Annotated in this window: 19 protein-coding genes; 8 read left to right on the top strand and 11 right to left on the bottom strand. The window is 46.5% G+C overall.

Going from position 1 to position 20,250, the window contains the following annotated elements:
- Window positions 1–10: 10 nt before the first annotated feature.
- Window positions 11–328 carry a hypothetical protein gene (locus tag FQV43_RS09980; protein ID WP_146340292.1) on the top strand — a complete coding sequence of 106 codons (318 nt, stop codon included), beginning with the start codon at window positions 11–13 and terminating at the stop codon, window positions 326–328.
- Here FQV43_RS09980 and FQV43_RS09985 read toward each other — a convergent pair.
- From FQV43_RS09985 to FQV43_RS10000, 4 genes are read right to left on the bottom strand one after another with little or no spacing between them, the layout of a single operon-like run.
- A complete protein-coding gene (locus FQV43_RS09985; protein WP_144273530.1) occupies window positions 325–696 on the bottom strand; it encodes a branched-chain amino acid transporter permease in 372 nt (123 codons plus the stop codon). The genes FQV43_RS09980 and FQV43_RS09985 overlap by 4 nt on opposite strands.
- Window positions 689–1,447: an AzlC family ABC transporter permease gene (locus tag FQV43_RS09990; protein WP_146340294.1), complete on the bottom strand. Its 759-nt coding sequence runs from the start codon at window positions 1,445–1,447 to the stop codon at window positions 689–691. The genes FQV43_RS09985 and FQV43_RS09990 overlap by 8 nt, the downstream gene beginning before the upstream one ends.
- A complete protein-coding gene (locus FQV43_RS09995; RefSeq protein ID WP_146340554.1) occupies window positions 1,447–2,052 on the bottom strand; it encodes a YqgE/AlgH family protein in 606 nt (201 codons plus the stop codon). The genes FQV43_RS09990 and FQV43_RS09995 overlap by 1 nt, the downstream gene beginning before the upstream one ends.
- Window positions 2,052–3,506: a CCA tRNA nucleotidyltransferase gene (locus tag FQV43_RS10000; RefSeq protein ID WP_144273532.1), complete on the bottom strand. Its 1,455-nt coding sequence runs from the start codon at window positions 3,504–3,506 to the stop codon at window positions 2,052–2,054. The genes FQV43_RS09995 and FQV43_RS10000 overlap by 1 nt, the downstream gene beginning before the upstream one ends.
- A gap of 165 nt (window positions 3,507–3,671) precedes the next feature.
- Here FQV43_RS10000 and FQV43_RS10005 point away from each other — a divergent pair, with 165 nt between their 5' ends.
- The 7 genes from FQV43_RS10005 (at window position 3,672) to FQV43_RS10035 (ending at window position 14,622) form a co-directional block, all read left to right on the top strand.
- Window positions 3,672–4,736 (top strand): NUDIX domain-containing protein, encoded by a 1,065-nt coding sequence (locus FQV43_RS10005; protein WP_371710896.1) that lies wholly within the window; start codon window positions 3,672–3,674, stop codon window positions 4,734–4,736.
- On the top strand, window positions 4,733–7,573 hold the full coding sequence (locus tag FQV43_RS10010; protein ID WP_146340298.1) for a hypothetical protein: 2,841 nt from the start codon (window positions 4,733–4,735) through the stop codon (window positions 7,571–7,573). Before FQV43_RS10005 ends, FQV43_RS10010 begins: the two co-directional genes overlap by 4 nt.
- A 91-nt stretch (window positions 7,574–7,664) precedes the next feature.
- Complete coding sequence (gene murJ / locus FQV43_RS10015) at window positions 7,665–11,039, top strand: murein biosynthesis integral membrane protein MurJ (RefSeq protein WP_371710897.1); 3,375 nt, start codon at window positions 7,665–7,667, stop codon at window positions 11,037–11,039.
- A 267-nt stretch (window positions 11,040–11,306) separates the two neighbouring features.
- A complete protein-coding gene (locus tag FQV43_RS10020; protein ID WP_168195094.1) occupies window positions 11,307–11,939 on the top strand; it encodes a sigma-70 family RNA polymerase sigma factor in 633 nt (210 codons plus the stop codon).
- Window positions 11,940–12,078: 139 nt separating this feature from the next.
- Complete coding sequence (gene trxB / locus FQV43_RS10025) at window positions 12,079–13,011, top strand: thioredoxin-disulfide reductase (protein ID WP_146340302.1); 933 nt, start codon at window positions 12,079–12,081, stop codon at window positions 13,009–13,011.
- A 38-nt stretch (window positions 13,012–13,049) separates the two neighbouring features.
- Entirely contained in the window at window positions 13,050–13,376 is a 327-nt protein-coding gene (gene trxA / locus FQV43_RS10030) for a thioredoxin (protein ID WP_144273537.1), read from the top strand.
- Between the two features lie 52 nt (window positions 13,377–13,428).
- Entirely contained in the window at window positions 13,429–14,622 is a 1,194-nt protein-coding gene (locus FQV43_RS10035) for an N-acetylmuramoyl-L-alanine amidase (protein ID WP_144273538.1), read from the top strand.
- 73 nt (window positions 14,623–14,695) lie between these two features.
- Here FQV43_RS10035 and FQV43_RS10040 read toward each other — a convergent pair whose 3' ends face one another.
- From FQV43_RS10040 to rpmH, 7 genes are all read right to left on the bottom strand, one after another.
- Window positions 14,696–15,844 (bottom strand): ParB/RepB/Spo0J family partition protein, encoded by a 1,149-nt coding sequence (locus tag FQV43_RS10040; protein WP_144273539.1) that lies wholly within the window; start codon window positions 15,842–15,844, stop codon window positions 14,696–14,698.
- A gap of 3 nt (window positions 15,845–15,847) precedes the next feature.
- Window positions 15,848–16,801: a ParA family protein gene (locus tag FQV43_RS10045; protein WP_146340304.1), complete on the bottom strand. Its 954-nt coding sequence runs from the start codon at window positions 16,799–16,801 to the stop codon at window positions 15,848–15,850.
- Window positions 16,802–16,847: 46 nt separating this feature from the next.
- Complete coding sequence (rsmG, locus tag FQV43_RS10050) at window positions 16,848–17,546, bottom strand: 16S rRNA (guanine(527)-N(7))-methyltransferase RsmG (RefSeq protein ID WP_371710898.1); 699 nt, start codon at window positions 17,544–17,546, stop codon at window positions 16,848–16,850.
- A gap of 60 nt (window positions 17,547–17,606) precedes the next feature.
- On the bottom strand, window positions 17,607–18,557 hold the full coding sequence (gene yidC, locus FQV43_RS10055) for a membrane protein insertase YidC (RefSeq protein WP_146340558.1): 951 nt from the start codon (window positions 18,555–18,557) through the stop codon (window positions 17,607–17,609).
- Window positions 18,558–18,630: 73 nt separating this feature from the next.
- Complete coding sequence (gene yidD, locus FQV43_RS10060; RefSeq protein ID WP_144273542.1) at window positions 18,631–18,879, bottom strand: membrane protein insertion efficiency factor YidD; 249 nt, start codon at window positions 18,877–18,879, stop codon at window positions 18,631–18,633.
- 2 nt (window positions 18,880–18,881) lie between these two features.
- Window positions 18,882–19,307 carry a ribonuclease P protein component gene (rnpA, locus tag FQV43_RS10065; protein WP_144273543.1) on the bottom strand — a complete coding sequence of 142 codons (426 nt, stop codon included), beginning with the start codon at window positions 19,305–19,307 and terminating at the stop codon, window positions 18,882–18,884.
- A gap of 32 nt (window positions 19,308–19,339) precedes the next feature.
- A complete protein-coding gene (gene rpmH / locus FQV43_RS10070; protein ID WP_144273544.1) occupies window positions 19,340–19,483 on the bottom strand; it encodes a 50S ribosomal protein L34 in 144 nt (47 codons plus the stop codon).
- Window positions 19,484–20,250 lie beyond the last annotated feature (767 nt).

Consider the following 20,250-nt stretch of genomic DNA (forward strand, 5'->3'; position numbering starts at 1 on the left):
CTAAAACTCTATGAGCAAATTACTTTATATACGCTTAACGATGACAATCCCACAAGTGGGCACCAGCACTCATATCGCACAGCTGCAAGAGCATATAGCAGGACAACCATGTTCTTTGCTCAAAATTATTGAATTGGATCCTCACGGCAGAGTTCAGGGTGCCGCCAATGAAAGCACCACACGTAATCTTGCTGCACCGCCGGAAAGAACCGTGCCTCATCCTGAAAAGTATAAGAATTTTCCCGATATTAAGAGTAGCTACCTCACAGAAAAGGACTTCTTTGCTTTATGGCAAGAAGTCCTAGAAAAATTCCCGGAATTAGGCTAAGCAAACACAATGTTCACTAGCAGCATATAACACACAACTCCGCCCACGATCGATAGCCCAGCATTCCTGCGCCACCAATGCAGGAGCAATGTAGCAAATAACGCTAATGCAGAAGCACCTATACCGCCTGGATTAGTTCGGGAACTATAGAGCGTATAGATAACGAGCACTGTCATAACACCCACAGGCATTGTTCGCGACAATAATGCCATAAAAGAGCTTCCCTTAAGAAAGCGAACAGCACTAAAGGGAAGTTGACGCAATAAAACGGTGACAATACCCACGGGCAACAGCACAGCCACAACTTTTTCTAAAGTTACCTCTGGCGGGAGCCCTGCTAGGGCAGTAGCAGTGAATTCGTTAATCATGCTTTGTATCCTTATCGCTACTCCCTAGTTGAATTTCTAATGCTTTATCCAATCTCGGTGAGAGATGCCGCAGCACTAGACTCAGAAAGTAAAGGGTCAGTGCGAGGACAAGTATTTTATCTGGAGCCAATACGATTACAGCCAAGGCAAGACAGCTGGCGATAATTATCAATGATAAATCTTTGTGAGCAGCAAAAGCCTCCCACGCTAAAACTGCGAAAAGGGCAGTGAGTGCAAAATCCATACCTTTAATGTCTGCAGGCAAAAACGCTCCACACAAGGCACCGAAAATACCTGACACTACCCATAGCAATTGGCACCAAATGACAATAGTAAGTATCTGCCTACCAGAAAGCTGTTTTTCAACTCGACGAGTTGCAGCTAGATCATGGGCTGAGACTATGGCATAGGACTCGTCAGTAAGTGCATAAGTCACATAACCTTTGGCGTATTTATTCGTGATCCGATGTCGTGGAAAAGTCAGTCCATAAAAAATATGGCGGAAATTCACCATAAAACCAGTCAAAGCAGCAGAAAGAGGACCAACACCCTGGGTTACTAATCCCACAGCAAGAAACTCCATAGAACCTGCATAGATAACGATGGAGAAGATAGGCGTCCACCACCAGTCAAAACCAGATTGTGTGAGAAAAAGACCAAAAGCAAGACCTAGCGGAATAAGCCCCAAACCCACTGCCCACGAAAGTTTAATGGCAGCGAGTATTTCTTTGCGCGTTTCATGTGAAACCATCAGTTATCGGTAATCTCTTCTGGATAGGTTGAAAACAACGGTAATGGCATTGGCTGCCGACGCATAATACTGCCCCATACATCAACAACACCGGCAGCCGTAACGTCGGAAGGCAGGGCAGGAGTAACATACCATTCGCCGCATTCGATTTCTTCCGCTAATTGACCAGGCGCCCACTCTGCATAACCAACAAACATACGCATTTCCTGAATGAGGTCATCAAGCTGCTGGGGTGGAGTATGCAAATCAATATGCACCAGTCGATTAGCTAAACGGGTTAGACAATCATGCTGCGCAATATCCACATCAGGCTTAGTCACACCAACACCAACAACAGCCTGTTGATTGATCGGACCACCAATGTAGAGAACTTTGGGCTTTGCTACCAGATCAATCCACTCAGGCAACACATTACCGATGGCAATGTCGCTACGAGCAACCAGGTTCACCCCAAAACTTCTCATCTCATTATGCTCCAAGAGCAAAATGACGCTACGGGCAAAGTCATCACTGGCAAGACCAGGGGAGGCCAGGAGCAACATCCCAGGCGCAGGATCAATTTTTTCCATCGCATTGAATAAGGAATCCGCAAATAACCGAGACATCATTTTCCTTCCTTCTGCGTATGCGCCCACCACTGCTGTAATCGGGTAATCGCTTCTTCTCTCGGCAATGGTCCACATTCAAGCCGCAATTCCTTGAGGAATGTCCATGCTTGTCCCACCTCTGGACCGGGCTGTAAGCCGAGGATTTCCATAATCTCATTCCCATCCAGATCAGGGCGCACTCGTGCAAGATCCTCCGCAGCAGCCAAGGCTTCAATGCGTTCTTCTAAGCGATCATAAGCACGAGCTAAACGATCTGCTTTTTTCTTATTACGCGTCGTGCAGTCAGAACGAACTAGCTTATGCAAACGTGGCAAAAGTTCCCCAGCATCTGCTACATAACGTCGTACCGCGGAATCAGTCCAATCAGAGTCGCTGAACCCATGAAAACGCATATGCAAATAAATCAGCTGGCTCACATCACTAATCATCTGCTTGGAGTATTTCAATGCGCGCATACGTCGTCGAGCCAACTTAGCACCCACCACCTCATGCTGGTGAAAGGACACATGACCCTGCTCATTAAAAGCACGCGTATCCGGCTTGCCAATATCATGCAGTAAAGCTGCCCACCGCAGCACCAAATCAGGCTCTTGCTCATGCCCAATCGCCTGCCGCAGCACCTTAAGAGAATGAGCATAAACATCCTTATGCTGTTGATGCTCATCCTGCTCTAATTGCAAAGCAGGAATCTCAGGGAAAATAATATCTGCGATATGCGTATCGACGATCAGCCCAATGCCTTGCCACGGTGCTTGACCAAGCATCAACTTATCTAATTCCGCTCTAATCCGCTCAGCAGTAATGCGCGCAATATCCTGAGACATCTGCGCCATTGCCACCCGGACCCGCTCAGCAACCTCAAAGTTTAATTGAGCAGCAAAACGCGCCGCGCGCAACATTCGCAACGGATCATCATGAAAACTTTGCTCTGGGGTAGCAGGAGTATCCAAACGCGATGCCATGAGATCATCAAGCCCACCCATAGGGTCGTGGAATTGCATAGAACCATCGGGAAGGATCTCAATCGCCATTGCATTAACCCGAAAATCTCGACGAATGAGATCGTCTTCAAGCCGATCGCCAAAAAGCACCTCAGGATTACGACTATGCCCATCATAAGTATCAGAACGGAACGTCGTTATCTCTAGTTGCCGCTCATCTTTCTCTGCAGAGATTGTGCCATAAGCAATACCTGGCTCCCAGATAGCGTCGGCAAAGCCAGAAAGAATTTCCTTAATGGCTTGTGGGCGAGCATTGGTTGTGAAATCCAAATCATTGCTTAAGGTTCCCAACAAGGCATCACGAACACACCCACCAACCACATACAGCTGATAACCATGCTCATGGAATAGCTGAGCTAATGGTTGCAGCAGTGCCTTTTCCTGGTTGAGGGCTGCCTGTGCACGAGCTAAAACACCAGCTAACTGAATATCAATATGTTGTGGATTCACTCAGAACATCCTACCTGCTCTAGTCGGCTTTTCCATTGTTTCCACCACGCTAATGGACGAAAAACAGAATAGGGTAAATCGACTCTACGTCCATCGACTCGGTATGCTTAAATAATTCTAGTTAAAAGCGGTTCGTAGCACCGCTACCCCCTCCTAGCAGTTAGCATGACAGTAATGAACGATAATTCCCAGGCACAACCAGCGCAGACAGGTCGAACACCTGCAGCACAGCGCAGGCGTCGCCGTAGGCGTTCACATTCCCAAGCACACACACGTGCTCACAATAATAATCACAATAATAATGCTGCCCATGCTCGCGAGGATCAGGATAAACGCACCTCGAAGCATTCCTCGCAACATTCCTCGAAGCAATCAGGGCAACAATCACAGCAGCAAGTTTCTCAGACAAAAGAGAAGAAAAAACAAAATAAAAACAATCAAGGTGCGCGCCGACGGGGCAACTCTCATGCAGAAAGCGCACAAACTCATTCCTCAGAAACAAAGAAAAATACGCGTGCTGGGCAAAAACCACGGCAAACGGACAGTGGAACTGAGAATAATAAAGGCGCAAAACGTCGTCGTACCGCTCGCAATAGAAAAAATAATGCTGGTGCACCACATTCACGTGCTACACGTAATTCACGTGGTCGTAGGCGGAATCACAAGAATGGAACGAGTGGAAAGAATTTCCGCCAATCGCCAAAGCGTAGTAGCCACAACAGCACAATGGTGGTGCGTAATGAAACCTCAGCCGGCGGCTTGGTCATGTCAGGGCTGGCAGAAGCAATACGCGAAGACGGAAGTATCGCACTCGATAGGGTATATGTTGCACTCATCGGTCGACTCGACCGCCGCGGACGAATTCTATGGTCCATGCCTAAAGGTCACGTAGAAGATGGGGAAGATATTGCCGCTACTGCCGAACGCGAGGTCTGGGAAGAAACTGGTATTCATGGCGAAGTATTTGCCGACCTAGGCACCATTGATTATTGGTTTGTCTCCGAAGGAGTTCGGATCCACAAAACAGTTCACCACCATTTATTACGCTATGTTGATGGTGACCTCAATGACGAAGACCCTGAAGTTACCGAAGTGGCATGGATACCTGCCTCACAGCTCATTGAGCATTTTGCCTATGCAGATGAACGCAAACTAGCTCGTATCGCCTACGAACTTTTACCTCAATACGCAAGGCAGGAGGCAAGCGAGGGGAGGAGCACACCACGATGAGAAAAAACCACACCGCTCATCGCCTTGCCCGACACATATCTGCAACCATGCTCATATGTGCACTTGGTTCTAGCACAGCCATAGGACTAACTCCTATACCCAGGGCACAGGCAGAGGTTTTTCCACTATCACCGACTAACCCAGACGTAGCAAACCTGTGGGTTAACCCAGAACTACGAGTCGAAGATACCTCAATGAGTCTAGAGCTTCACGACGTCCCCTCAAAGACAATGCTCGGTGATTCCATAAAAATAGGCGTCACGATCACTAACCATAGCGATCATGCCATCAATACATCTGACTTGGTATTAAGCGTCTCCCATGCCGACGCAGAACAAACATTAGCTGGCACACGCAAAGTGCTCGTAGGTGACCCTAGTTTTTTCCCTTATCAAGCACAAGAAAAAACAGTTGATTCCCTAGCAAATACAGTGATTCAACCAGGGAAATCAATAGAAATCTCGCTTCCGATTACCACAACTGGCGACGCAGAAAGCCTCAACCTACTCACCGCAGGTTTCTATCCTATCCTCATCAAACTCAGTGATGAAGAAGGAAAATACACCACAAGCAGATTCACCCTTTCCGTTTCTGAACCACCGCAAGCACCCACACCGCCAGCAGAAAATAAAGAACCGGAAACAAAACAGACAGCCACACAGCCAGAACACACCCCTGCACAGCTCAGTATTATTTATCCCATCACCACCAACATCGATATTCTTCCTGGTGAAACTGGGGATGCGCCCAAAAAAGCTCCCCTTATTTTGCGCAATGAAAACTTAATTGAACAGCTCAAAGAACAGGGTCGCGTCGATAAGCTGCTTGATGTCTATGAACAAGCAATAGCAGCACATCCGCAATTAGCTCATGCCAGTTGTGTGGCACTCGACCCACAGCTAGTGGATACACTCAGCAGAATGCAAGAGGGATACCAGGTAGCTGATACACGTCCAAGTGTCGTATCGAAGAAGCAACGCTTACGCGACTCCTGGGGACTCGATACCCAAGAACTCACCCTTGCCGAAGGCAAAGGCGCAGCAGAAGCAAAAAAAACTGTAGCACGCCTAAAAGAACTAGCGAAAAACTCATGCACCATCGCATTGCCCTGGGCAAATACCGATCTCAATGCTGTTGCTGCAACGAATAATTCTTGGCTTATGCGTGAAGCAACTCTACAAGGAAAACGCACCTTAGAAAAGGTACTTGACGCACATCCTCTCGACGTCCTTATCGCGCCTAGCGGCTACATCGAAGAAAAAACAGCGCATAACCTCGGCTTTGCAGATAGCAGTGCGCTCAATAATGAACTCGAACACAGTGCTGACCTTGCTGAAGAATGGGATACTCAACAAAAAAATACTGCACCACAAAATCCGGATCGCAATAACTCTAGCTCCAGTTCTCTCGAAGAAACTAGACGCAGCAGCGTCGACAGTGCTACTCACCCCACACCGGCACAACCAGTGCGGGTAGTAGTGGCAGATAACTCCTTGTGGCAAGTCCCACAAGTAGATCAGTTCAGCTACTTAGCGCCACAAATATATGCCATTAGCTTTGATAGTTCCCTAGCAGCATCACTGGCAACAATGGGCGATAATCCACAGATGATCGGCTATGGCAACACTGCTACACGCATTGATCCTTACCGTGACTCCCTAGCAGCACGCAATGCCACAGCAGATGCAGCACTACGACAAAGCATTGCAACTGCCACCAAGCCAGTGCTTGCCATGCTGCCGACGTCGATAAGCGATCCTAGTCAGTTGCTCGATACCGCAGCACAGCTCTTAGCAGAAAATGAGGCACAAGCACTAGCGGTGGAAAGCTATATGCAGCTCGACGACGCCAAACGAGAACAATTAGAACAACTCAAAGAACAACAGGATAGCCAAAATGACAGTGAGCATTATGGCTCGCCTTTCGACGACCCGACTGTGCTATCCGAAACCGAAATTATGCGCGCCAAGCAGCAGGCAGATTATATCGATGACCTCACTTCATTGATGATCAACGATAAAAAATTAGCCCTGTCTCCCTATAATTTCACCGCACCCCTACGCCGAGATATTTTACGCGCACTCACTCATTCTGGGCGCGATACTATCCGCAGCTTTGATGAGAGCGTGAACAGGGCATATGCCATTCTTGACGCGAATCGAGATACCTTAACTCAATTACGTAATTCGGTTGGGTTATTGCCACCGGGCAATGTATATACTCGGATCAGTGATTCTTCTCCTATTTTGATCGTGGCTCAAAATGGCTTGCCATTGCCGGTAAATGCAAATATCCAATATAACGGTCCTGCTGGAACTAGCGTTGATGTGCCAGATTCTTTGATTATTCCAGCAAAAGGGTCTATTACAGTGTCGATGACTGCTGAATTGGCCACTGACAATAAGCGCACTGATTTGTCCTTATGGTTGGCGACACCGCAGAATGCTGCCATTAGTCCACCAGTTACTATTGGGGTGCAAACGCGTTCTGGAATTTTTGGTTCTTCCATGCTCACGATCATTATGGTTTTTGGTCTGACCGCATTATTGCTGGGTAGGGTAGTGTTGCGCCGTAGAAAAGTGCACCACACTGATGGTTCACGTTCGCAATCGCGGCAACAATCTGGTCGAGTTGCGTGGAATCTCCAAGAGATAAAGACCATGCGAGTTCGGAAGAAAAGTACGCAGATACGTAATCGTATGAAGTCGAGGATTCATAACCGGGCTCAAGACAGTTATAGTGTTAGAACTCGTCGTAGCAGGCATTCCGACAAATCTGAGCATAATGGCGAGCATAATGCCAACGACACCACTCGTAACACTGATGGTGGTAGTTAAGTAGTTCAGCCTGATATGTCCTTATATATTCTTCTATATTCTTCATATTTGGCACTGGATAATGTATAGATAATAGATTGCGAGACTCATTGTGGATGCACACAGGGAATCTTCTGGTGTTCGTCGTCGTTTTGTGCAAGCAGCAGCACCGGCGCCAGTTCCTGAACAAACACCTAAGGGAGATGACAAGTGTTTGGTGGCGCAAAAACACGATCGTTCTTTGCTCCAAGAAAAGCCAATGCAGAAGGCACATTCTGATCAAAGTGCGTTGAGTGCTGCTCAGCCTAAGGATGATACCAAGGCTCAGCAGGTCGAAGGCACGCAAAGCACCGAGGAAGAAAAAGCAGCTGAGAATTACTCGACTGTGGTGCGCTCTACTGGTTCGATGGCCATTGCGACGCTTTTTTCGCGTATCACTGGTTTTTTGCGCAATGTCGTTATTGTTACGACCTTGGGTTCAGCGATTTCCTCTGCGTTTAATACCGCAAATACCTTGCCTAATCTCATTACTGAGATTGTGCTCGGCGCGGTGCTGACCTCGTTGGTTATCCCAGTTTTGGTGCGTGCTGAGAAGGAAGATCCTGACCGTGGTGAACGTTTTGTGCGTCAGTTATTTACTCTTGCCACAGCGCTTTTAGGTTCTATCACTATTATTTCTGTGCTGGCTGCGCCTTTTCTTACGAGGCTCATGCTAAAAAGTGATGGCAAAGTAAATGTTATTCAGGCGACGAACTTTGCTTATTTACTCTTGCCGCAAATTATTTTCTATGGGCTTTTTGCGCTGCTTATGGCAGTGCTGAACACCAAAGGGGTGTTTAAGCCAGGGGCGTGGGCTCCGGTAGCTAATAATGTTATCGGGTTGGCAGTCATGCTTGCTTATCGCTTCTTGCCTGGGCAGTTATCTCCTTCGGAGCCAGCGTCGCTGAGTGATCCGCATATTTTGTTGTTGGGCTTAGGAACCACCTTGGGTGTGGTAGTGCAGATGCTCATTTTGTTACCGGCAATTCGTCGTTCAGGTATTTCGCTTAAGCCTTTGTGGGGAATTGACGCTCGCTTGAAAGAATTTGCTGGGATGGCTTTGGCTATCGTCGTTTATGTTGCTATCTCGCAATTTGGTTATAGCATTACCACTCGCATTGCCTCCAGTGCAGATGGTGGGGCACCAAATATCTATCAGCAAGCGTGGTTATTATTGCAGATGCCTTATGGCATTATCGGGGTAACGCTTTTGACAGCAATTATGCCTCGGTTATCGCGTAATGCTGCCGACGGTGATAATAATGCAGTGGTCAAGGATTTGGTGCTTGGCTCTAAGCTGACTTATCTGGCGCTTATCCCTATCGTGGTGTTTTTTACTGCCTTTGGTACTCCTATTGCTACCGGGTTGTTTGCCTATGGTGAATTTGATCATCACGATGCCACTATTTTGGGTATGACCTTGAGCTTTTCAGCGTTTACGCTTTTGCCTTATGCCACAGTGCTATTGCATTTACGTGTGTTTTATGCGCGCGAAGAAGCCTGGACGCCGACCTTTATTATCGCTGGTATTACGGTCACCAAGGTTTTGTTATCGTGCTTGGCTCCGTTGCTTGCTAACCGACCAGAAAATGTGGTGATTTTGCTGGCTGCCGCAAATGGTTTTGGTTTTATCAGTGGTGCGGTTATTGGTGGTTTTTTGCTCAGGCGCAAATTAGGTTCTTTAGGCAGTGCAACGGTTATGCGCAGTGTATTCTGGGCTCTGGGAGCATCTGGTATCGGTGTTATTGCTGCTCTTGGTTGTTCTTGGGCGCTTAATGCCCTGGGCACTGTGCTGCCCGTGGTGAGTTCTCTAGGCAGTGCGCATCACATTATCTTTTTGCTTTTCGACGGCACGGTATTTCTTCTTGTGACTGGTATCGTATTAAGCCGCTCTAAGCTAGAGGAAGTAAATAGCATTGCCCGCTCACTAACTCGCATACCGGGGCTTAATAAAATTATTCGTGTTTCGCCTGTTGGTGAGCAGGAAACTCCTCAATTAAATGCGCAATCCTTTGTTAGTGCAGAAGCCCTTGCTTTCGACGATTCCTTTAATTCCACACCTGTTCCACCTCCTATGTCTGCTGGTATTGTGCATGGTCCACGGCTTATCGCTGGCGCAGAGGTGTCAGCGGGTAGATTCCGACTCTTAGCAGCTCACGGTGGTGTTACTGGCGCTCGTTTCTGGCAGGCTAAAGAAAGCGCCACGGGTAGGGAAGTGGCTCTTGTATTCGTTGATCTCAGCAAATTGGCAGCACAAGATAGTCCGCGCAATATCACTCCTACTGGATTGCGGATCAAAATTGCGCAACTCAATGCGCAGGTTACTCGTCGCACGCGAGTATTGGCTGCTCTTAATCATCCTGCTATTGCTAGTGGTATCGCAATTGAGCCTTATGGAGATGGGGTGCTGATTATTGCTGATTGGGTTCCTGGGCGTTCGTTGAGTTCTATCGCACAAACTAACCCGAATCCTTATGCTGCTGCTTATGCTTTCGAGCCGCTTGCCCAAGCAGTGACGAAAGCACATGAGATAGACACTCCGCTGGGGTTGGATAACCGAGCACGTATTCGTATTTCTACTGAGGGTCATGCGGTGTTGGCTTTCCCTGCGGTTCTTCCTGGTACTCATGCGGAGAATGATTTGCGTGGTATTCGTGCTGGTTTGGGTCAATTGATTGATCCGGAAACTGCACCTGCTGATATTGCTGCTCTTATGCACACACCACCAGAGCAATTGCCCGAAAAATTGGCTGGCCTTGAGTTACCTCATGCTGATGTGGATGAGAAACAGCCCACTGCTCTTGCTGTGACTGAGGATAAGGCACCACGACCGGCAAATGTTCCTGGTTTTGGTCGAGCAGGCTATAGCAATAAGGGTATCGGGATTTTGACTATAGTTGCCGTGGTGTTGGTGCTGATTTGTGCATTGCTTACTGCTTATTTGACTACCCTTTTGTCGCATGACTCCAATGATGCCCCTATTTCTGCTGATAACATTGTTGGTTCTAAAACCCAAGCTGTGCCGTCGCCAGAGCTCATTCGTCCTATTAGTTCTGTCCAAGCATGGGCACAAGATCCGACTATGCTCAGCCAAGATAGTGTCAATAGCAGTGCTTTTACTATCGACGGTGATCCTCAGACTTCTTGGCTTGTTCATAGCCAACAAGGACTTGAGGTACGCACTGTTGTGCCAGGCATTATTAGCGAATTAGAAGTTACTACGGTCAATGATCAGCCAATGGATGTCAAGGTATATGGCATTGTTGATGAGGAGCAGGTAGATTCTGTGAATAACTTGCCACTATTGGCAGAAAAGACGCTTACCACCACAGAAAACTCGATTACGTTTTCATCTAAGCAGCAATTGGCTGGTGTGCTGCTTTATATCACCAGTGCTCCTGAGGATAATCAGAATGCAATTGTGGAGTTGGCAGTGATTGGCAATTAGTAAGTTCTTGGGCGGATTCCTGTAGCTATCCCTTAAAGGTGTGTAACCCTTTAGGGGATAGTGTGCTTTTATCACTGATATTTCCTGTGCATAAACGCTGCACAAGCGCAGTGTGGGCACAGTATGGTTTTCTGTTCACTGCGGTGTGCATATGACGATAATAACCATAGCGGTAAAATTTTGTTTTCCAATACTAATCAATAATTTCTCATTGTTTAGTAATTCAATCGACATTCTTCATACGTGAGTGGGGGAAATATGCCCATAGTGCCTATACCAGCTACGACAGGTATCACACCATGTTTCATGCTCAAACCTGCTGAATATCTCGCAGCCCTTGGCGATATCGTCATCACTACCGAGGATGATTTGCTCATTGATGATTTTTTGGGTGGCAATTATGCCTCATACAATGACCTCGTGGCCAAACATTTTCGACGAGTGTGGGCCATCGCCAAGCGCTATACCAACACTATTGAAGATGCCACCGACGTCCTGCAAGATGGACTGCTCAAAGCCTTTTACAAAATACATCTTTATAGTGGCAAATCAAGCTTTTCGACGTGGCTGCATAGACTTATCCAAAATAATGCGCATGATCTCTACGCGAAACGGAAAAATCATGATAATCACATCACCATTGACGATGTACTATCTCAGCAAAAAATTACCAAAGCAACGAGTGCAGATCCTACAGAGAGCTTTACGACCGGCATCATGATTAACTCAGCCCTGTTTCTTTTACCAATGGAGCAAAGAAATGCAGTGACACTTGTTGATCTTTTAGGTTTTGACACTACTCACGCTGCCCAAGAATTAGGGGTACGTCCTGGCACTATTAAGTCTCGTCGTTCGCGCGCACGAGAAAACCTCAAGACACATTTAGCGCTCAATGCATGATGTTTAGTTCAGAATGTAGTGGAATAATGCCTATGGCAGCGTCGTTAGAAGAACATGGCGGTCACGATTACACTTGAGTTAACTGCACTCAGTATGCACTAATACTCAGCAATAGTCATAAGCATTGAAAGGTCATGCAATGAACGATACCAATACAATTCACAATGTCATCATTATCGGTTCTGGTCCTGCAGGTTATACTGCTGCTCTTTATGCAGCACGTGCAGAATTAGCGCCACTTGTTTTTGAGGGTATCGAATATGGTGGTTCCCTCATGACCACTACTGAGGTAGAAAATTTCCCTGGTTTCCCAGACGGCATTATGGGACCTGATCTTATGGAAAATATGCGCACTCAGGCACAACGATTTGGTGCTGATCTCAGAATGGAATTGGTCACCCGTGTTGATCTCGATGGCGATGTGAAAAAAGTTTGGGTAGATGATGAGCTCTACCAAGCAAAAGCTGTTATTCTTGCCACCGGTTCTGCACCTCGTTATCTTGGTGTCCCTGGTGAACAAACCCTTTTAGGACGCGGAGTATCTGCCTGTGCTACCTGTGATGGTTTCTTCTTCAAGGATCATGATATTGCTGTTATTGGTGGTGGTGATTCCGCTATGGAGGAAGCAATTTTCCTCACCAAATTCGCTAAATCAGTAACTATCATTCACCGCCGAGACGAGTTCCGTGCCTCAGCAATTATGTTAGAGCGAGCAAAAAACAATGAGAAAATCACCTTCTTAACCAATAAAGCCGTGGTAGAAGTCACCGGTGAGAACTCTGTTAGTGGGCTTGTATTACGTGATACTGTCACGGAAGCAACCAGCACTCTCGACGTAACTGCTATGTTCGTCGCCATCGGACATGATCCACGTTCTGAGATGTTTAGCCCACAGGTAGACGTCGACGAGCATGGATATGTCATCGTTGCTCAGCCTTCAACTCGCACTAATGTTCCTGGCGTATTTGCCATCGGCGACCTTGTTGATGACTACTACCAGCAAGCAATTACTGCCGCTGGTTCTGGTGCACGCGGCGCTATTGATGTAGAACACTATTTGGCTAGTGTATAACTTGATATGACTGAATATAACTAATTTTGGGAGCACATATGAGTACAAATGTTATTAATGTTACGCAAGATACATTCCGATCTACCGTTATTGAGGCTGATCGACCAGTATTAGTAGATTTTTGGGCTGAATGGTGCGGTCCATGCAAAAAACTAGGTCCAATTATTGAAGAAGTTGCCGCTGAACTAGGTGATCAAGTAGTTGTGGCAAAGGTAGATGTTGATGCAGAGCGTACCCTTGGTGCCATGTTCCAGATCATGTCAATCCCTAGCGTGCTTATTTTCCAAGGTGGCGAGAAAGTCTCAGAATTTGTGGGAGTTCGCTCTAAATCTGAGATTGTTGCTGAACTAAAAAAGTATATCTAACTGGTATCCTAGAGCAGTATCATTCTAGTCAGCTATATGAGGAACCTATAACGTGTCTGAAACGCTAAAAGTCGGTGATCGTAGCCCACGAGTTGCCGAAGTCAGGTTATCGCTTGCGCGCCTGGGATCACTTAATGAATCCGAAGGTGCGGCGACAATCAGCATCCAAGATGCTAAAAAGCAAACATACACTGATGCAGACACACTTTTCGACGAGGATCTCGCGCACGCTCTCAGGGGCTTTCAGCAATCTCGTGGCATTATCGCTTCAGGAGAAATTGATGAAACAACTTTGCGAGTGTTGCGCGAGGCTTCCTATACCCTGGGGGCGCGTGTTCTTAGTTACCAGCCTGGTAATCAATTAGTTGGCGATGATGTCGCCCAATTGCAGAGCCAGCTCCAGGAACTCGGTTTCTATACTGATCGTGTTGATGGGCATTTTGGTGAGCATACTCACAAAGCCCTAGTAAATTATCAAATGAATTATGGACTCAACATTGATGGTATTTGTGGTCCTAACACTATCCGCGCTTTTAAGCGCTTGGGCAGAAGAATCACTGGCGGTTCTCCGCAAGTGCTTCGCGAGCGTGAAATAGTCCGCGCTGCGGGACCACAATTAGCTGGTAAAAGGGTAGTTCTTGACCCAGCTCTAGGCGGAAATGATAAAGGCATTGTTGTCAAAGGACCTTTTGGTGACATCACTGAAGAGGAAATCATCTGGGATCTCGCGAGCCGCATCGAAGGGCGCATGATTGCTGCCGGTATGGAAACCATTGTTTCCCGATCACGCCACGATAATCCGTCGCATAAGGATCGTGCTGAGCTAGCTAATGCTTTCGACGCTGACCTAATGATTTGCCTACAATGCGATCACTATCATAATGAAAAAGCCAATGGTGTAGCCACCTTCTATTTTGGTTCTCAGCAGGGAACTTCCTCGGTTATTGGCGAGCTACTCTCTAGCGTTATTCAGCGTGAGATTGTTGCCCGCACCTCGCTTATCAACTGTGGTAGTCATGGTCGCACCTGGGATTTACTACGCATGACCAAGATGCCTACTGTGGAAATTGTGGCTGGTTATCTCACCAATCCTGGTGATGTTGCTATTTTGGCTGATCCTGCCCAACGTGATGCTATTGCAGAGGCTATCGTTGTTGCGGTAAAGCGACTTTATCTACTTGATAATGATAATCAGCCTACTGGTACTTATAAGTTCAGTGAGTTACTTGCCAAAGAAGGATTGTGATTCCCTTGCGATAGCTGAAAAAATATAGCGCTGTGTTTCCCACAGCGCTATATTTTTCTATTTATTGAGGGGCTTATTGATGTTTAAGAATCTCCATGATGCGGTCAAAATCATCACGACCACCAAATTCCACCACAATTCTTCCTTTACGTTTACCCACAGTGACAGATACTTTAGTGTCAAGATCATCTGCTAGAGTCTGAGCCGCTTGAGAGAAATACTGCGGTGTAGGTGCTTTAGCCCGCTTGACTGGCTGCGCTTTTTCTTCTCCACGATTGAGCAAAGTAACCGCTTCTTCCGTGGCGCGCACAGACATTCCCTCAGCGATAACGCGTTCTGCCAGCGTAATTTGTGCTTGTTCGCCTTGCTTTAGACCCAGGATTGCTCTGGCATGTCCAGCGGAAAGCACACCTGCAGCAACTTTGCGTTGCACAGATACAGGCAAACCTAATAGGCGAATCATGTTAGAAATCATGGGACGCGAACGACCTAATTTATCCGCCAATTCATTTTTTGTTACCCCAAACTCTTCAAGAAGTTGTTGATAAGCAGCAGCTTCTTCTAGTGGGTTGAGTTGTACTCGGTGGATATTTTCCAGCAGAGCGTCGCGCAGCATATCGGAATCGTCTGTTTGACGCACAATGGCAGGTATCGTTTTTAATCCTGCTTTAGAGGATGCTCGCCAACGACGCTCACCCATGATGATTTCATAGCGCCCATCACCAGTAGAACGCACCACGATTGGTTGTAATAGTCCAAATTCGCTAATGGAGTGCACTAGCTCGCCAAGATCATCCTCATCGAATACTTGACGTGGGTTTTTGTCATTAGGAATGAGTAGGCCAATGGGTATTTCTTGATAGCTAGCCCCAAATTGATCCACTTGGTCTTTGGTACTGGCCTCTTGTTGTGCCTTATCCTGTATTGCCTGGGCGATAATGGGATTAACACGACCAGTGTCGCTTATATTCTTTGCTGCTAGATTTTTATCAGCGGATTTCTTTGCTTTAGCAGCCTTTTTGTTTTTTGATTTACCGGTGCCATTAGTAGCTTTTTCCGCTTTGGGTTCAGTCTCTGTGGCCTGAGGATCTTTGTTCGTGGATTGTGGACCAAAGACAACGTCGGCAGCGCTGCTACCAATGCGGGTGTCAGGGCGTGGACTCGAAGTGATCAATGCGGCAAGACCCCGACCTAAACCGCCTTTGCGAGTTTCTTGATTCACTAATTACTCCTTAGTTTCTGCTGAGTCTTGTGCCTCTGGCTGCGGTGCCACACCAATAGCACCTGAATCTTCGTTTGGTACATAGTCACCACGACGAGCAAGTTCACGCGCTGCATCTAAATATGCCATTGCCCCACGAGAACCTGGATCATAGGCCAACACGGTTTGCCCATAACCAGGTGCTTCTGAGACTTTGATGGAACGCGGAATTTTTGTCCGCAATACCACATCACCAAAATGCTCCCGCACTTCTTGGGTGACTTGTTCCGCTAGCTTGGTGCGTCCATCGTACATGGTAAGCAAAATGGTGGAGATATGCAGTTCTGGGTTGAGATGTTGGCGAATCATTGCAATGTTATTGAGCAACTGCCCAACACCTTCTAGCGCATAATACTCACATTGAATAGGAATAAGTACCTCATTAACTGCGGTCATAGCGTTAATTGTGAGCAATCCCAGCGAAGGCGGACAGTCGATGAAAATATAATCGAAGTCTGCCTCTTGGATAAATGGTGAATCGAGAGCATCACGTAATCGATACTCACGACGCACCATAGACACTAACTCAATTTCTGCACCAGCAAGATCAATAGTGGCGGGAATGCAATAAAGGTTTTCGCTTGCTGTCGATTGTGCCATTGCTTGCTCGGCGGTACATTGCCCAATAATCAGCTCATAGCTTGAGGGGGTTCCTGCGCGGTGTTCCACACCGAGTGCAGTAGAGGCATTGCCTTGTGGGTCAAGATCTATGACGAGGACTTTAAGCCCATTGATTGCCAGTCCTGCAGCAAGATTTACTGAGCTTGTGGTTTTCCCGACCCCACCTTTTTGATTGGCAACGGTAAGTCGTCGTGGTGTGGTTGGACGAGGCAAGCTGAGGCTGTTGGGGGTCAATACCTGGGCTGCCCGACGTGCTGCTGCGGCAATCGGCGTATCATCCCAGTTTAACTCGTCCATACAGACCTTTCTTCGTCGTTGGTATTAGTCGTGTATTTATCCTACTCTACTTCTTTATCGAATCTAGTTTTGGGATTCTCACCACGGTCGTTGGCTGCGTTAATTGCTTACCGACGACCAAAACCTCAGCTGTACCACCGCCTGCTTTTTTAATTAGCGCAGCATCTCTGGCGATTTCTTCCCTGACAGTTGTGCCTTTCATGGCGATCATAGCGCCGTGTTTTTTGCAGAGTGGCAATGACCAACCAGCTAATTTTCCAAGCGGCGCTACAGCTCTCGAGGTCACGAGGTCAACGCTACCTATTTGCTTTTTCACTGTTTTTTCCTCGGCACGACCACGAATCACCTGCACATTTTCTAGCGTTAATTTTTCGCTTACTTCTTGGAGAAAAGTAGCACGCTTAAGCAGTGGCTCGACGAGAAAAATGTCAATGTCTGGTCGCGCTAACGCAAGAGGGACACCTGGTAATCCTGCGCCTGACCCAATATCAACGATTGTTGGTTGTCCAGCTATAGGCACAAGTTCACTAATGACAGCACAGTTAAGAATGTGTCTATCCCATAGTTTTGGTATTTCCCTAGGTCCCATAAAACCACGGATAGAACCGTCGGTAGCGAGAAGACGATGATATTCAATGGCTTTTTCCGCATGAGTGCCAAAGATGTCTTCCACAAGGGTGAGTATTTCTGGCGAGGTGACTATCTCATTGCCGTAGGCATCTACATTGTGCATAGTGTTCATCATAGAGGGTGTCGTAGAAGAAAAATCACCAGCCGTGGTGGGCTGGTGATAACCATGAGAGTGTTATTTCTTCTTGCGTTTTGGATTATTAGGACGCTGTCCTGGTTTTGGTGCGCTAGCGCGTTTTGCTTCTTTCTTTGCCTGAATTTCTGCCTCTTCTTCAGCATCCATTTTGGCAAACACCATACGCTGCTGGAAGAAAGTCCAGATGTTATTGGATGCCATATACATGAGCAAACCAATGTGCCAGAATACACCCGTAAACAAAATAGTTAGAGGGAAGAACCAGAGCATCATTTTGTTCATGATATCTGCCTGCATTTGAGCTTGAGAAGAAGTAGCAGCTTTTTGTTTACCGGAGGCAATGCGCTCTTTTTGACGAGCCACACTCAACCGAGCGTTCATGTGAGTAGCAGCAACGATAAGCACAATCAGTGGTACTGCAACCAACATGATACTGACACGGGTGAAATCAACCGGTTGGAAAGCTGCATACATATTTTCCGGCATAGAGATGTAGGCAGATAGTGGAACACCAAAAAGACGCGCATCCAGGAAGGATTGCACATCTTGTGGGGAGAAGATGTAGTTAGCCATTTGGCGATTTTCTTCAATGCTCAAGCCCATCTGACCTATACCGGTACCAGTGCGGTTAAAGGAACGCAGCACATGGAACAAACCGATAAATACAGGGATCTGGATAAGCATAGGTAAACAACCAGCTAATGGATTGATGCCCATTTCTTTTTGGAGTTTACGAGTTTCCTCCATCATTTTTTGCTGGTCTTTTGCGTATTTTTTGCGTATTTCCTGCATTCTAGGCTGGAATTCTTGCATACGACGCATAGAACGCATTTGATTGATGGTTGGTTTTAAGAGCAAAAGACGAACTGTGAATGTAAGCAACACAATTGCTAGTAACCAGGAAATACCGGATCCAGGATCAAGTACAAAACTGACGACTTTATGCCAGAACCATAAAATGGCAGAAATCGGCCAATAGATTAAATTCATAGGCCATGTGATGATACTCACCTTAGCTTTAACTCCTCCACTACACGCAAGATCTTGGACGTTTTAGACACACTCACCGCGACTTTACCGGAACTGGATCGAATCCGCCTGGATGCCACGGTCCACACTTTGCCAATCGAACACAAATGAGAATGCAACCTTTGACTGCACCATGATTAGTCAGTGCGTCGAAAGCATAGGCACTACATACTGGCTCAAAACGACACGTAGAACCCATTTTAAGTGCAGAGAGATACTTTTGGTAAAACTCAACTGCTTTTAATAGTCCACGAGTAAGAAAACTTTGTTGTTTTTGTGCCATGATTATGTGTTTACCAGGGGTGTTAACCGAGAATATGCTTTTTCCAACGCCATACTCACATCCTGTTGCATTTGGCTAAAACTAGCAGTGCTAGCCGGTGCCAATAACCGTACAACGATCAACAACTCCCTATCTGCGCGCAGTGTGGAATTGTGTTTTATCTGATCCATTATTATCACACGCAACCAACGCGAAAGATGGTGACGCTTAACCGCATTTCCTACTGCTTTAGAAACAATCAAACCACATCGAGGTCCACCTGTTGTGATGTGGGGATATGCAGTGGCGTCTTTGGAAGACGTGGTGGAATGGGCATAGTTTTCTCGGTATAAATGAACAACAACGGTGCTCCTACCAGCACGTTTACCATTCCGAATTACTTTTCTGAAAGTAGCAGAATCAGTTATTTTATGCTGTGAAGGAAACACCGTTATCGAAACACTTAGGCAGCACTACTGCATTAGGCAGTAACGCGTGCGCGTCCCTTACGACGACGAGCCGCTACAATTGCACGACCAGCACGAGTAGCCATGCGGGTACGGAAACCATGCTTACGTGCACGACGGCGGTTATTCGGCTGGAATGTCCGCTTTCCTTTAGTCACGATTAAACTCCTCAATAACAAAGAAAAATAATCAGCGCATATCGAACGCGCATGACACGGTAGGTCATGCGTGCGCATTAAGCGCTGGATCATTTTTCACAAACAAAAAATGATATCTGGTTTCTCTTGAATAACTCAGGAAACCTCAACCGCTAGATATTCATTTGTTGGATAAACATCAATGCGATTTTCATAATGCATAAGCGAGAGGCAAACCATCACTGGAAATCAGTAACAACTAGCACATCGCTATGCGAAACTTCCTTAAGAGTACGCGAGAAAAGCTGTCCTAACCAAATCGACATACGAATACCCCAATTTTACCCCTGAAATAACATTTTTGTAATTTTTGCTCTTGGTAGGGTATTGAGCCTTTCCAGCCATCAATAAAAATGTAGAAAATCGCACTACTCATGCACTTTATTCACCGTGAAACAATATGTAGTTTTCTTAATGAAATCTGAACTAAAAGTAACACATCACGCTGCTATAAGGCTGTGAAAAAAATTATTTTCATTCTCATTTAGACAACGCTGGTGTGTTCAAGTAAGAATGTGTGGAGTTCTTTTGTGAATAACTTTTTCTGTGGATAACTCTCAACGTGAGGTTGAGACTTTGTGGGAAACTAAATGTTTTTGCTGGTAGACGGCTTAAATTTAGTTTTTAACATTATCCACAGGCTTGTGAATTACTTGTGGATAACTTTTCCACAAGTAATCCTGTAGAGTTTTCCACAGCTGTGGAAAACTCTGTGGAATTCCAGGTCA

The organism is Corynebacterium sp. sy039 (assembly GCF_007904105.1).
In the GTDB taxonomy this organism is placed as follows: Bacteria; Actinomycetota; Actinomycetes; order Mycobacteriales; family Mycobacteriaceae; genus Corynebacterium.

Excerpts from the sequence above, each read along its gene's own strand:
- FQV43_RS09985 (WP_144273530.1), bottom strand. The coding sequence starts at position 696 with ATGATTAACGAATTCACTGCTACTGCCCTAGCAGGGCTCCCGCCAGAG.
- FQV43_RS10010 (WP_146340298.1), top strand. The coding sequence starts at position 4,733 with ATGAGAAAAAACCACACCGCTCATCGCCTTGCCCGACACATATCTGCA.
- trxA (WP_144273537.1), top strand. The coding sequence starts at position 13,050 with ATGAGTACAAATGTTATTAATGTTACGCAAGATACATTCCGATCTACC.
- trxB (WP_146340302.1), top strand. The coding sequence starts at position 12,079 with ATGAACGATACCAATACAATTCACAATGTCATCATTATCGGTTCTGGT.
- yidD (WP_144273542.1), bottom strand. The coding sequence starts at position 18,879 with ATGGCACAAAAACAACAAAGTTTTCTTACTCGTGGACTATTAAAAGCA.
- yidC (WP_146340558.1), bottom strand. The coding sequence starts at position 18,557 with ATGAATTTAATCTATTGGCCGATTTCTGCCATTTTATGGTTCTGGCAT.
- FQV43_RS10045 (WP_146340304.1), bottom strand. The coding sequence starts at position 16,801 with ATGGACGAGTTAAACTGGGATGATACGCCGATTGCCGCAGCAGCACGT.
- FQV43_RS09995 (WP_146340554.1), bottom strand. The coding sequence starts at position 2,052 with ATGTCTCGGTTATTTGCGGATTCCTTATTCAATGCGATGGAAAAAATT.
- FQV43_RS09980 (WP_146340292.1), top strand. The coding sequence starts at position 11 with ATGAGCAAATTACTTTATATACGCTTAACGATGACAATCCCACAAGTG.
- FQV43_RS10005 (WP_371710896.1), top strand. The coding sequence starts at position 3,672 with ATGACAGTAATGAACGATAATTCCCAGGCACAACCAGCGCAGACAGGT.
- FQV43_RS09990 (WP_146340294.1), bottom strand. The coding sequence starts at position 1,447 with ATGGTTTCACATGAAACGCGCAAAGAAATACTCGCTGCCATTAAACTT.
- rsmG (WP_371710898.1), bottom strand. The coding sequence starts at position 17,546 with ATGATGAACACTATGCACAATGTAGATGCCTACGGCAATGAGATAGTC.